The sequence below is a fragment of the Thalassospira sp. SM2505 genome, from assembly GCF_054901115.1.
Genome location: NZ_CM142731.1, coordinates 2,309,724 through 2,322,071, shown reverse-complemented (window position 1 = coordinate 2,322,071; position 12,348 = coordinate 2,309,724). Strand labels below are relative to the sequence as shown.

The following is a 12,348-nucleotide window of genomic DNA, read 5'->3' as shown; positions in this document are numbered from 1 at the left end:
ACAATTACAAGAAGCCCCCTCTTAAAAGAGGTGAAAAGCCGCATTCGCCGCACGCGAAATGCTCCGATCACATTGACGCAAACAGGGCTTCATTCAATGAATAAATGGCACCACCGCTTTCTTGGTCTTGCAGCCCATATCGCAGACTGGTCAAAGGATCGCAGTACGCAGGTCGGCGCGGTTGTCATCGGCCCGAAAAAGGAAATCCGTGCGGTTGGCTATAACGGCTTCCCGCGTGGTGTGGATGACGCTGTCGAAAGCCGCCACCAGCGCCCGGAAAAATACGCCTATACCGAACATGCCGAACGCAATGCCATCTACAATGCCAGCTATACCGGCACATCTCTTGATGGTTGTGCGCTTTATGTTACCCACTTCCCGTGCTGTGACTGCGCGCGCGCCATCATTCAGGCCGGAATCGCCGAGGTCTTCGTGGATAAAACCAAACTTACCGCGGATTTTCTTGAACGCTGGGAACAGGATATGAAGATTTCGACCGAAATGTTTGACGAATCCGGGGTCATTGTTCAGGTGATCGACAATGACGGCACCACAAAGCCGATGAAATAATCTATCACCCTCTTTACAAATGCCCGCCACCTCCAATATGGGTGGGTTCGGACCGGATACGAGCATTCAAAAAACAAGACGTAAACGTCGCAAGTTCAGGCCTGCTGCTGATCTCAGGTCAGTATTTGTCAGATTCTCCAGCATAATCAGGGGCGGTTAGACCTTGCTGGAAACCAGACAAAGGTATAAGGGTTTATACAACAGCAACCGAGATGAATTGCTGCTGTTAGTCCCTGAACAGCGACGCATATTCGTGATGATGCTCAGGAAACGAGGCCGGATGAACGCGAAAATCGACTTTAGTAAAATCAGTTTTCTGATCGTTGACGGGGACAAGATTTCAGCTCAAGTAGTCTACGACACACTGGCCTATCTCGGTGCCAGTCACATTCAGCGCGTAAAAACGCCGAATGATGCCTTTGATGTCTTGCGCAGTGAAAAGATTGATATCGTTGTGTGTGAATGGCGACTCCGTGGCATGGATGGTCTTGAATTTCTTGACGTCATGCGCAATTCGACCAACTCGCCCAACCGGTTCATTCCTGTGATCATGCTGACTGCGCATTCGGAACACCGTTACGTAACAACCGCACGCGACCTTGGTATTACGGAATTTCTTGCCAAACCATTCAATGCCAAGGCACTTTATAGTCGATTGGTATCGGTCATTGCTCGACCACGACGTTTCATCAATACCGGAACGTATTTTGGTCCAGACCGACGCCGCAGGCAGGTCCAGTTTGATGGTCCTGACCGAAGGAGCCTTGACGAATGACCCATTATGACTGGGGAAGCGGAGCAATCGTGAAGCCGGACGCGCCAAAGAAAAAGAAGAATGTACAGATCATTCCCGCCCAAACCGACTTGAAGCGGCGAGCTGTCAACTTCATCAAGGGATTTGATATCAATCTGTCCCCCGAACAGCTCGAAGAGCTTGAACAGGTTGTGCAACGCAGTTCCGAAACCTTTGTCCGCGACGTCGGCAAGGACCTGATGGATTGCCGCCGCCAGATCATCCAGGCACTGGGCGACAAGACAAAACGCAGCGATGCCGTGGCCAGCAGCTCAGACCTTGCCTATTCGGTCAAGGCACTTGGCGGTACGTTCCAGTACCCGTTGATGACCCAGATTGCAAAATCGCTGGAAACTTTCGTTGCGGACCGTACCACCGCCAATGAAAAACAGCTGCTTGTCATCCAGCTTCATATTGATTCGCTTTATGTCATTCTCGCAGGCCGCGTTACCGGCTTTGGCTCGACGGTCGAACAGGCCACCGTCGCTGCCCTGACCAAACTTGCCGAACGCCACGAGTTACCCCGCGAATAGCATTGAGAAACGCAACAGTCTGATGTTGCGTTTCCTCATGTCATCCCCCATTTCCGAGACGATCTGTCTTCTGCATTCGGGTAGGCGCACCGCTATCTTGACCAACCTGTTTCTGCGTCTTCCGTGTCTTCCGTGCTTTGCAATGACATTGTCAAACATGCCCTGAGAGAACCTTGACGCTTCGGAATAACGGGTGGTTTCTACCCACAGAGGAAACCGGGAAGAAATTTCGAATTCAGATCAAAAACCGCTTGCGCCCCCAAAGACCGACTGTTAAAAACCGCGCCACACACCATGCGGGTGTAGCTCAGTTGGTTAGAGCGCCGGCCTGTCACGCCGGAGGCCGCGGGTTCAAGTCCCGTCACTCGCGCCATTCCCTCCCGATGGGAATGAAACAAAAAAGCACCACGGTTTATCCGATGGTGCTTTTTTGTTTTTATCCCCGTTCAGAACGCACATTCACCCGAATTGATTATTGCTGGTCGGACCAGTGTCAGCGCTTTCTGTGCCCGATCAAATGCCTTCGAATTGATGTGCGTCCCGCTGCCATGACCAGCACTGCGCGATCTGGTCTAAAACATTGAAAACAGTCACAATTTCCCACGGATACTGCCATAAAAAACGGCCCTGTCCTTTTTTTGTAAAAAAGCCCTTGCCAGAGTGCACCACCCCTTATATAAACCGCGCCACACACCATGCGGGTGTAGCTCAGTTGGTTAGAGCGCCGGCCTGTCACGCCGGAGGCCGCGGGTTCAAGTCCCGTCACTCGCGCCATTCCCTCCCAATGGGAATGAAACAAAAAAGCACCACGGTTTATCCGATGGTGCTTTTTTGTTTTTCACCCCGAAATCCGGTCAAAACTGCCCCGATTGAGATGGTTTCATTTTTCTTTGAAAAATCGGTCAGAAAACACTTGCCTCCGTCCGGTGGGCTTTATATAAACCGCGCCACACACCATGCGGGTGTAGCTCAGTTGGTTAGAGCGCCGGCCTGTCACGCCGGAGGCCGCGGGTTCAAGTCCCGTCACTCGCGCCATTCCCTCCCGATGGGAATGAAACAAAAAAGCACCACGGTTCATCCGATGGTGCTTTTTTGTTTTTACCCCGAAGCCCCTCCCTTCCTGCCTCGCAGAATCAGATTTCGACCAACAACAATGCCTGCGCACATGACACCGTCGAAAAATCAACCATTTGCACGGTGAATTCTGGTGAAATCTGTCATTTGTTCAGTTTTGCGGCAATCCTGACCGTCTGGTCATTGATTAATCGTATAAATTATGCTCAGCTTTGCGGGCATTAAGCGAAATACTTGCAGGCCGCCCCACTTTCGGGCTTGTAGGCATTGACCGCGATCTGCCTGCCGTGCGCCGACCGGTGCACAGCCCCGGATTGTTGTTTGATTGTCTATCGGTCTTCGCCTTGGCCTGCAGTCCCACAACAACAAACGGGAGGCGCATCATGCGCAAATTAATCGCAGGGCTGGTCATGGGGACCGCGCTCGCTACCATGCCGCTGGCGGCACAGGCTGAAACGCCGAAAAACGTGCTTGTCATGGCGAATGCCATTGATGACATGATCACCCTTGATCCTGCTGGCATGTTCGAGTTTTCCGCCCTTGAGTATGAAGGCAACACATATGATCGCCTGATTACCTTTGATAACGACGATGTCTCAAAGATCTCCGGTCAGGCTGCCGAGAGCTGGGATATCTCCGAAGATGGCAAGACCTTCACCTTCCATATCCGTAAAGGTATCAAATTCGCCTCCGGCAATGATCTGACCGCTGAAGATGCGGCCTTCTCGCTGCAGCGCGTGATCCTGATTGATGGTTCTCCTGCATTCATCCTTGGTCAGTTCGGTCTGACCCCGGAGAACGTCAAAGAAAAAATCCGTGTTATCGACGACTACACCTTCTCGATGGAAGTTGATCAGCCTTACGCACCAAGCTTTGTGCTGTATTGCCTGACCGCTGGCGTTGGTGCTGTTGTTGACAAAAAGGTTGTCCTTGAAAACGAAGTAAATGGCGACCTTGGCGCAGAATGGATGAAAACCAACTACGCCGGTTCCGGTCCGTTCAAACTGAACAAATGGACACCGGGCGAAACCCTTAGCCTGACCGCGAACGAAGACTACTGGGATGGTGCACCCGCAATGAAGCGCGTGATCATTCGTAATGTCAAAGAAGCCGCATCGCAGCAGCTGCTTCTGGAAAAAGGCGATATCGATATCGCCCGTAACCTTGAAGCAGACCAGATCGCAGCCATTTCCGGCAATGACGACCTGAAAGTCATGCCGAAGGGCAAAGGCGCTCTGTGGTACCTTGGTCTGTCCCAGAAAAATGAATATCTCTCGAACCCGAAAGTTCGCGAGGCTCTGAAATACCTTGTCGATTACAAAGGTATTTCCGAAACCATCATGGCCGGTCGTGCACAGACCCATCAGGCATTCCTGCCCGAAGGCTTCCTTGGTGCCTATAACGAAAATCCGTACAGCCTTGATGTCGAGAAAGCAAAAGCGCTTCTTGCCGAAGCGGGCCTTGCTGACGGTTTCTCCGTAACCATGGATACCCGCAACACCACCGCCGTCATGGCAATGGCACAGTCGATTCAGGCAACCTGGTCGCAGGCCGGTATCAACCTGGAAATCATTCCGGGTGACAACAAACAGACCCTGACCAAATATCGTGCCCGTCAGCACGACATCTATATCGGTCGTTGGGGCCCGGATTATCAGGATCCGCACACCAACGCTTCGACCTTTGCCTGGAACCCGGACAATTCCGACGATGCATCGGCAAAGCCGCTTGCATGGCGTAACTCCTGGAACCCGGGCAGCATGACCGAAGAAACCGATGCTGCGATCCTTGAGCGTGACAATGCGAAACGCGAAGCAATGTATATCGAACTTCAGAAAAAAGTTCTGGCTGATGGTCCGTTCGTGATCATGTTCCAGGAAACTGAAATTGCTTCGATGCGTGGTAACGTGAACAACTTCGTTCTCGGCCCGTCATTCGACACCAACTACTATCGCTTTGTCACCAAAGACTAAGGAGACAACGGTCGTAATGTCCGCTGTTACACGCAAAAACCGGGACGGGCGCACACGCGCCCGTCTCATTTCCGGCAAGGCAGGAAGCTTCCTGCGCATTGCCTTCTCGCTCGCCATCACATTCTTTGGCCTGCTGCTTGTTACCTTCCTGATCGGTCGCGTTTTGCCGATTGATCCGGTTCTGGCCGCAGTCGGCGACCATGCTTCACAAAGCACCTATGACCGCGTTCGCGAAGAAATGGGGCTTAACCTGCCACTTTGGCAGCAATTCTTTATTTATGTTTCCAACGTCCTGCAGGGTAATTTCGGCCAGTCGGTTCTGACCTCAAACGCTGTGCTTGACGACATCAAACGTGTCTTCCCCGCGACTTTGGAACTGGCGACCATCGCCACCATCATTGGCGTTGTCCTTGGCATTCCCGCTGGCGTATTTGCTGCGATCAACAAAGGGAAATGGCCTGACCACGTCGTGCGTGTGATTGGTCTTGCCGGGTATTCAATGCCGATTTTCTGGCTCGGCCTGATGGGACTTCTGGTCTTCTATATGAAACTGGACTGGGTTGCCGGGCCGGGACGCCTTGATGCCTTCTATATCGATTTTATCGAGCCGACCACGGGCCTGATGCTGATCGACACATTGATCGAAGGCGACATGGATCTGTTCTGGAATGCGGTATCGCATATCATTCTGCCCGCTTCGATCCTTGCCTATTTTTCACTGGCCTATATCGCCCGCATGACCCGCTCCTTCATGCTTGAACAGCTTAGCCAGGAATACATTCTGACCGCACGGGTCAAAGGCATTTCCGAACATCGCATCATCTGGCGTCATGCGCTGGGCAACGTGATGGTTCCGCTGGTTACGGTAATTGCCCTGTCTTACGCCAACCTGCTCGAAGGATCGGTTCTGACTGAAATTATCTTCGCATGGCCGGGACTTGGTCTTTACATCACCAACTCGTTGCTCAATGCCGACATGAATGCTGTTCTTGGCGGAACGGTTGTCGTTGGTGCGGTCTTTATTGGCGTGAACATGCTTTCTGACGTGCTTTACCGCCTGCTCGATCCCAGAGCGCGGAGATAATCATGAATACACAAGCTCACATCTCCAAACCGGGCCTGAAACAATGGCTGACTTCCGACACGCCAAAATCACGCTTTCAGGCCAAATGTGGCCGTGCATGGCTCGGCTGGATCAAGTTTTCCGAAAACAAGCTGGCCATGATCGGCCTGTCGATTGTGATCGGCCTGATCCTTGTCACCATTTTCGCACCGCTTCTGGCCCCCTATGATCCGCTGGCTGCCGATCTGACCAACCGTATCCAGTCGCCCGGTGCACAACACTGGTTTGGCACCGACCAGCTTGGTCGAGATATTCTGTCACGCCTGATCTATGGCGCGCAATACACCCTCCTGATTGTCGGTCTTGTGGCCATTACTGCCGCCCCGCTTGGCCTTCTGGTTGGCACGGCTGCCGGTTTCTTCGGGGGCTGGGTCGATGCCACCCTGATGCGCATCACCGATATCTTTCTGGCCTTCCCGAAACTGATCCTGGCACTGGCCTTTGTCTCGGCACTTGGTCCGGGACTTGAGAACGCCATCCTTGCAATTGCCATCACCGCATGGCCGCCCTATGCGCGTATTGCACGTGCTGAAACCATCACGGTGCGCAAATCCGACTTCATCGAAGCTGCCCGCTTGCAGGGCACATCGAATATGGGCCTGATCGTCGGCCATATCATGCCGATGTGCATGAGCTCGCTGGTCGTGCGTGTCACCCTTGACATGGCGGGCATGATCCTGATTGCAGCGGGTCTTGGCTTCCTTGGTCTTGGCGCACAGCCGCCGATGCCCGAATGGGGTGCCATGGTGTCTGACGGTCGCCAGTTCCTGCTTGAACAATGGTGGGTTGCGACCGTTCCCGGTATTGCCATCTTCATCGTCAGTCTTGGCTTCAACCTTCTGGGTGATGGCTTGCGCGATGTTCTTGATCCGCGTGGAGGGGATTGATCATGAGTAACGAACCCCTTCTGACGGTCAAGAACCTCGAAGTCACCTTCAACACCCCGAAGGGTGAAGTGAATGCCGTACGCGGTGTTTCCTTTAACCTTGGGCGTGAACGTCTTGGCATTGTGGGTGAGTCAGGCTCTGGCAAATCCCAGACCGGGCGTGCGATCCTGGGTCTTACGGCAGCCAATGGCCGCATTACCGCCGATCAGTTGACCTTCCACGATGTTGATCTGGCCAACCTCACGCCCAAGCAATGGCGCAAGGTGCGCGGTGCGCGTATTTCCATGATCATGCAGGACCCGAAATATTCGCTGAACCCGGTCATGACCATTGGTGACCAGATCATCGAGGCCTATCGCGAACATCACAAGGTCAACGCCAAGGAAGCCCGTCATCGCGCGATTGACATGCTCGAAGCCGTCAAGATCCGTGACCCGGAACGCGTTTTCAATTCCTACCCGCATGAAGTATCGGGCGGGATGGGGCAACGCGTGATGATCGCGATGATGCTGATCCCTGATCCCGAACTGATCATCGCCGATGAACCGACATCGGCCCTTGATGTCACGGTTCAGCTTCAGGTGATGGCAATTCTTGACGATCTGGTACGCGATCGCGGCATGGCACTTATTTTCATCAGCCATGACCTTCAACTGGTTTCAAGCTTCTGCGACCGGGTTCTGGTGATGTATCAGGGACATGTGGTCGAAGAACTTGCGGCCTCTGCCCTGCACGAAGCCAAACATCCCTATACCAAGGGTCTTTTGAACTGCTTGCCGAAAATGGATGGCGATCATGGCGATCTGCCGATCCTTGAACGCGAAGCAAGCTGGGCAGAAGGATAAGAACATGATCGAGATTTCAAAACTCAATGCCTGGTTCGATGATCACCACGTCTTGAAAGACGTCGATATCTCTGTACCTGCAAACGGCTCGTTCGGTCTGGTTGGTGAATCCGGATCGGGCAAATCGACGGTCCTTCGCACCATCACCGGCCTTGTTGATGACTGGGAAGGCAACATACTGGTCAACAGCAAGGAACTGGGTGCCAAGCGCGACAAGGCGTTTTACCGTCTTGCCCAGATGGTGTTTCAGGACCCGTTCGGATCGCTTCATCCGCGTCACACCATCGACCGCATTCTGACCGAACCGGTCAATATTCACGGTCTTGGCAATTCCGATGCCCGTGTGGTCGAGGCGCTCAATCAGGTCGGTCTGGATAATTCGTTCCGGTTCCGTTACCCGCACCAGCTTTCCGGTGGTCAGCGTCAGCGCGTGGCTATTGCCCGTGCACTGATCCTTGAACCCAAGATATTGCTGCTTGATGAACCGACATCGGCCCTTGATGTCTCCATTCAGGCCGAGGTGCTTAACCTTCTCAGCCGCCTTCGGCGCGAGCTTGGCCTGACCTATATCATGGTCAGTCACGATCTCGCCGTTGTTGCGCATATGTGCGACGATATCGCCATCATGAACCATGGCCGCATTGTCGAACGTGCCACCGCAGAACAGCTTGCCGAAGGCAAACTTGAACATCCCTACTCCCAGCAGCTTTACAAGGCCGCCGGGGGTTATGACCGTGCTGTCGTTGACAGCTTTGTCGACTGGGATTGATCTGATCTGTGCAATGCCTGAATACGGGAACCTGATTGAATGACGATTGCCACCAATCCCTCACGCCCGGCAAGCTATCGCCCCAGCTTCACCTGGGATGCCCATGCCTGTCTGCCGCTTGATGAAAAGACGCCCGAAAGCCTGCTTGATGAGTATGTGAAGGGCAATGTGGATTATGTCTGTGTCAATGTCGGCATGGACATGAACACCATCCCCCACATCATGCGTGTGATTGCCGCCTTCCGGGCCAAGATCGCAGCCCACCCGGACAAATACATGCAGATCGAAAAGTTTGACGATCTTGCCATCGCCAAATCCAAAGGCCTGCTGGGTGTCGGCTTTGATCTTGAAGGATCGGTCATGCTCCAGGACATGCCCGAAATGATCCCGGTTTTTGCCAAGCTCGGCGTCAAGCAAATCCACTTTGCCTATAACCGCAACAATTCGGTCGCGGGCGGCTGTCACGATGTAGATATGCCACTCACCGACCTTGGTGTGGAAATGGTCAAATCGGTCAATGCCAGCGGCATGATCATGGATTGCTCGCATACCGGTCGGCAAAGCTCGCTTGATATCATGCGGGTATCCTCCAAACCGGTGGTGTTCAGCCACGCCAATCCCAAGGTTCTTGGCGGTCATGAACGCTGCGTCGATGATGAACAGATCAGGGCCTGCGCTGAAACCGGCGGTGTGATCGGCATTTGCGGTTTCCAGCGTTTCATCAAATCGCTCAACGAACCCGAAGTCCCGGACATGGTCCGCCATATCAAATATGCGGTTGATCTCGTCGGTATCGACCATGTCGGCATCGGTCTTGATACCATGCCCGAAGTCGCCGGATGCAACGACTTCCCCGATGGTGTCGACCGTTCCTATTACTGGCCGGTCAGTAGCGGCTATGGCCCCGGTGCGGGCGGTGCTGCGGTGTTTGATGCCAAAAAGCTCCCTGCCCTTGCCGACGCCCTGATTGGCATCGGCTATTCAACCGATGACGTCGACAAAATCATGGGTGAAAACTTCATCCGGGTTGCGAAGGCCAGTTGGTAGCACATCCCCGTTCGGCAAGCATGCGAGAGAAACTGGAAAGTTTTTTTAGGTATCTCGCATGCTTTCTTTCCCCAACCTTGCAAGTGCCATTTCAAGAAACGCGCGCAATCGACGCGAACGACGCATGTCCCTGTGGTATCCGACCCATGTAGTTCTTGAAGGAGGCCTCTCTGCCAGCGGCAATTCGACAAGCCCGGAATATGATCGGGCCAGCAACCTTGGCAACACAGCAGCTCCAACTCCTTCCTGGCACAACCTTGCCTGAACATCGCGGCTGTTGCTGCGACCAGCAATGTGCGAATTCGGAAACATGGACTTAAGCCACCTGGCGTCGGGCATGTCCGAAAATGCATCGTCCATCGTAATGACATTCATTACCTCCGGCCGGTCGACGTTATGGCCGTCCTGAACATAGACGCCATACTCAACGGTCAGAATTCTGCGTGAGATAACATCAGGCTCGGTAAACGGAGTAATCCGGAAAACGATATCTGCTTCTCTGCGGGGTAAACTCAATAGTCGCGCGTCCGTTAGAAGTTCGACACTGACATTCGGATAAGACCGGCAAAACTCCCCGATCAACGGGGACAAAACATGCCACCCGAACCAGTCTGAAGACGAAACACGCAGGCTTCCATCCAGAGATTTTTCTGCCCCGGTTAACTCACGCTGCAGGGCAAAGGCTTCCTCTTCCATGCGCTCTGCATGACCCAGAATAACGCTACCCTCGTCTGTCAGAATAAATCCGTCCGGTGTTCTCTGAAAAAGGCGGCATCCCAAACTGTCTTCAAGTTTCTTGATGCGCCGCCCCATTGTTGGCTGCGTCATTGCAAGTCGACGGGCGGCGGCGCCAAGCGTCCCTTCCCGTGCGATTGCCAGAAATATTTCGACGTCACTCCAGTTCATCATACCCATTCATTTTTGCATGAACATTTCTCATTATCTTTCGTTTCCATTCACAAATCAAACTCTCACAATCAGACCATCCAAATCAAACAGGAGTAAATCTGATGACCAAAATGAAAGCCGCTTTCCTCGAAGCATATGACCAGCCGTTCCGTATTACAGAGCTTGACCGACCTGTCCCGGCAGAAGGCGAAGTTCTGGTACGTATTGCAGCAAGTGGTGTAAATCCGCTTGATTCCAAAATCCGTTCGGGAAAAGCCGCACATGCTCGTCATCCGCTTCCGGCTGTTCTCGGCATTGATGTCGCAGGAACCATCGAACAGGTGGGACCGGGTGTAACCTCGTTCCATGTCGGCGAAGAAGTTTACGGCATGACGGGTGGCGTTGGCAGCGTCCAGGGATCTCTTGCCCAATACGCGGCTATCGATGCGCGGTTGCTTGCCCCAAAGCCCTCGAATTTTTCCATGCGTGAGGCCGCTGCACTACCACTGACATTTATCACCGCGTGGGAAGGCCTTGTTGATCGCATCGACTTGCAGCCTGGTCAAACCTTGCTTGTGATCGGCAGTGGCGGCGTTGGCATGAATGTTATCCAAATTGGAGTGGCACTCGGCGCCACGGTCTATGCCGTAGATTCCGGTACAAAAGCCGATACGATCAGATCCCTGAGTGCAACACCAATCGACTATCAGGAACAGGCCGTCGAAGACTATGTCAAGGAGCACACCAACGGCAAAGGCTTTGATGTGGTCTATGACACGATTGGCGGCGCAGGACTTGATGCCGCATTTGCAGCAGTTACTCGATTTGGTCACGTTACCAGTTGTCTGGGATGGGGAGCCCACTCCCTCGCCCCTCTTTCCTTCAAGGGTGCCAGTTATTCTGGTGTCTTCACCCTGATGCCTCTTCTCGACAACGAAGGCCGTGCCCATCATGGTGACATCATGCGCAAAGCCACACAGCTGGCCGAGGCAGGCAAGCTCTCTGTTAAACTTGACCCCCGCAACTTTGGGCTGACCGATGTGCTCGAAACCCACAATCTGCTGGAAAACCGCCTGAATGAAGGGAAGCTCGTAATTTCCATTTCACACTAGGTAAAATGTCTCAGGCAATGCCGTGATTTACCCGAACATAACGAAGCCCCGTCCTGCAAGCGCCGACTGATCATCAAGAATGTTAAAACCCGGCTTTGCAGGACGGGGCTTCTTTAAATTTCCGGGATTATCTTGCCTATACCCTGATCTCATCCTTACGCACCGGACGCGGGCGGCCTTCGGCGTCGATGGCGACAAAGGTAAAGGTTGCCTCGGTGACCTTGATGCGTGGCGGCTGGTTGCGGCGAAGCACCCAGGCTTCAAGATGCAGCACGATGGATGTATTGCCGATCCGTTCGATATCGCCATAGACGCAAACCGTATCGCCGACATAAACCGGGCGCAGGAAGGTCATACCGTCAACGGAAACCGTCGCAATACGGCCCTCGGCAACCTGGCTGGCCAGAACACCACCGGCAATATCCATCTGTGACATCAGCCAGCCACCGAAAATATCTCCGCTCGGGTTGGTATCGGCGGGCATGGCAAGGGTGCGGGTACAAAGATCGCCCCGTGGCATGGTGTTTTCACTCATCAAGTTCTGCTCATTTGCTGTCGCCATCAGGCTCACTCCTGTTTCGGGCCTGTCGATAAAGACGGGCCAATTTTTTTATTGGACCTCCCGGTCTCGATTTTCTGCGCCAATGCCGCAAAAATGTGATCTATGGTCAAGACCACTACTTGCATTGAACCTGAAAACACATTTTTATGGGCTGTGCGAACCGACATATGGC

The 12,348-nt window shown here is 53.4% G+C and carries 12 protein-coding genes and 3 tRNA genes; 13 read left to right on the top strand and 2 right to left on the bottom strand.

The window, feature by feature from the left end; translation table 11 throughout:
* The first annotated feature begins 96 nt into the window (after positions 1 to 96).
* The 12 genes from ACTU44_RS10760 to ACTU44_RS10705 all read left to right on the top strand — a co-directional run bounded on the left by ACTU44_RS10760 (position 97) and on the right by ACTU44_RS10705 (position 9,614).
* Positions 97 to 570, top strand: a complete 474-nt coding sequence (locus tag ACTU44_RS10760; protein WP_114097758.1) for a deoxycytidylate deaminase — start codon at positions 97 to 99, stop codon at positions 568 to 570.
* A gap of 280 nt (positions 571 to 850) precedes the next feature.
* Positions 851 to 1,345, top strand: a complete 495-nt coding sequence (locus ACTU44_RS10755; RefSeq protein ID WP_068519226.1) for a response regulator — start codon at positions 851 to 853, stop codon at positions 1,343 to 1,345.
* Entirely contained in the window at positions 1,342 to 1,896 is a 555-nt protein-coding gene (locus ACTU44_RS10750) for a transcriptional regulator (RefSeq protein ID WP_114097544.1), read from the top strand. The genes ACTU44_RS10755 and ACTU44_RS10750 overlap by 4 nt, the downstream gene beginning before the upstream one ends.
* 296 nt (positions 1,897 to 2,192) lie before the next feature.
* A tRNA-Asp gene (locus ACTU44_RS10745) sits at positions 2,193 to 2,269 on the top strand.
* 324 nt (positions 2,270 to 2,593) lie between these two features.
* Positions 2,594 to 2,670 (top strand) — tRNA-Asp (locus ACTU44_RS10740).
* Positions 2,671 to 2,854: 184 nt separating this feature from the next.
* Positions 2,855 to 2,931 (top strand) — tRNA-Asp (locus ACTU44_RS10735).
* A gap of 422 nt (positions 2,932 to 3,353) precedes the next feature.
* Complete coding sequence (locus tag ACTU44_RS10730) at positions 3,354 to 4,943, top strand: ABC transporter substrate-binding protein (RefSeq protein ID WP_336080641.1); 1,590 nt, start codon at positions 3,354 to 3,356, stop codon at positions 4,941 to 4,943.
* Between the two features lie 16 nt (positions 4,944 to 4,959).
* The gene (locus tag ACTU44_RS10725; RefSeq protein ID WP_114099992.1) at positions 4,960 to 6,027 is read left to right on the top strand and encodes an ABC transporter permease; all 1,068 of its coding nucleotides are present in this window, start codon (positions 4,960 to 4,962) and stop codon (positions 6,025 to 6,027) included.
* Positions 6,028 to 6,029: 2 nt separating this feature from the next.
* Positions 6,030 to 6,953: a nickel transporter permease gene (gene nikC, locus ACTU44_RS10720; protein ID WP_336080640.1), complete on the top strand. Its 924-nt coding sequence runs from the start codon at positions 6,030 to 6,032 to the stop codon at positions 6,951 to 6,953.
* Positions 6,954 to 6,955: 2 nt separating this feature from the next.
* Entirely contained in the window at positions 6,956 to 7,798 is an 843-nt protein-coding gene (locus ACTU44_RS10715; protein WP_114099994.1) for an ABC transporter ATP-binding protein, read from the top strand.
* A gap of 4 nt (positions 7,799 to 7,802) precedes the next feature.
* Positions 7,803 to 8,567, top strand: a complete 765-nt coding sequence (locus ACTU44_RS10710) for an ABC transporter ATP-binding protein (RefSeq protein ID WP_114099995.1) — start codon at positions 7,803 to 7,805, stop codon at positions 8,565 to 8,567.
* A gap of 39 nt (positions 8,568 to 8,606) precedes the next feature.
* Complete coding sequence (locus ACTU44_RS10705) at positions 8,607 to 9,614, top strand: dipeptidase (RefSeq protein ID WP_462097422.1); 1,008 nt, start codon at positions 8,607 to 8,609, stop codon at positions 9,612 to 9,614.
* Between the two features lie 45 nt (positions 9,615 to 9,659).
* Here ACTU44_RS10705 and ACTU44_RS10700 read toward each other — a convergent pair whose 3' ends face one another.
* Positions 9,660 to 10,529: a LysR family transcriptional regulator gene (locus ACTU44_RS10700; protein ID WP_462097421.1), complete on the bottom strand. Its 870-nt coding sequence runs from the start codon at positions 10,527 to 10,529 to the stop codon at positions 9,660 to 9,662.
* Positions 10,530 to 10,624: 95 nt separating this feature from the next.
* Between ACTU44_RS10700 and ACTU44_RS10695 the strand changes: the two genes are divergently transcribed.
* Positions 10,625 to 11,614: a zinc-dependent alcohol dehydrogenase family protein gene (locus ACTU44_RS10695; RefSeq protein WP_462097420.1), complete on the top strand. Its 990-nt coding sequence runs from the start codon at positions 10,625 to 10,627 to the stop codon at positions 11,612 to 11,614.
* Between the two features lie 136 nt (positions 11,615 to 11,750).
* Here ACTU44_RS10695 and ACTU44_RS10690 read toward each other — a convergent pair whose 3' ends face one another.
* Complete coding sequence (locus ACTU44_RS10690) at positions 11,751 to 12,176, bottom strand: acyl-CoA thioesterase (protein ID WP_114100006.1); 426 nt, start codon at positions 12,174 to 12,176, stop codon at positions 11,751 to 11,753.
* Positions 12,177 to 12,348: the final 172 nt, after the last annotated feature.

Bases quoted from the DNA above. Each gene is read 5' to 3' on its own strand.
- ACTU44_RS10750 (WP_114097544.1), top strand. From the start codon at position 1,342: ATGACCCATTATGACTGGGGAAGCGGAGCAATCGTGAAGCCGGACGCG.
- nikC (WP_336080640.1), top strand. From the start codon at position 6,030: ATGAATACACAAGCTCACATCTCCAAACCGGGCCTGAAACAATGGCTG.
- ACTU44_RS10760 (WP_114097758.1), top strand. From the start codon at position 97: ATGAATAAATGGCACCACCGCTTTCTTGGTCTTGCAGCCCATATCGCA.
- ACTU44_RS10715 (WP_114099994.1), top strand. From the start codon at position 6,956: ATGAGTAACGAACCCCTTCTGACGGTCAAGAACCTCGAAGTCACCTTC.
- ACTU44_RS10690 (WP_114100006.1), bottom strand. From the start codon at position 12,176: ATGGCGACAGCAAATGAGCAGAACTTGATGAGTGAAAACACCATGCCA.
- ACTU44_RS10710 (WP_114099995.1), top strand. From the start codon at position 7,803: ATGATCGAGATTTCAAAACTCAATGCCTGGTTCGATGATCACCACGTC.
- ACTU44_RS10730 (WP_336080641.1), top strand. From the start codon at position 3,354: ATGCGCAAATTAATCGCAGGGCTGGTCATGGGGACCGCGCTCGCTACC.
- ACTU44_RS10705 (WP_462097422.1), top strand. From the start codon at position 8,607: ATGACGATTGCCACCAATCCCTCACGCCCGGCAAGCTATCGCCCCAGC.
- ACTU44_RS10700 (WP_462097421.1), bottom strand. From the start codon at position 10,529: ATGGGTATGATGAACTGGAGTGACGTCGAAATATTTCTGGCAATCGCA.
- ACTU44_RS10725 (WP_114099992.1), top strand. From the start codon at position 4,960: ATGTCCGCTGTTACACGCAAAAACCGGGACGGGCGCACACGCGCCCGT.
- ACTU44_RS10695 (WP_462097420.1), top strand. From the start codon at position 10,625: ATGACCAAAATGAAAGCCGCTTTCCTCGAAGCATATGACCAGCCGTTC.
- ACTU44_RS10755 (WP_068519226.1), top strand. From the start codon at position 851: ATGAACGCGAAAATCGACTTTAGTAAAATCAGTTTTCTGATCGTTGAC.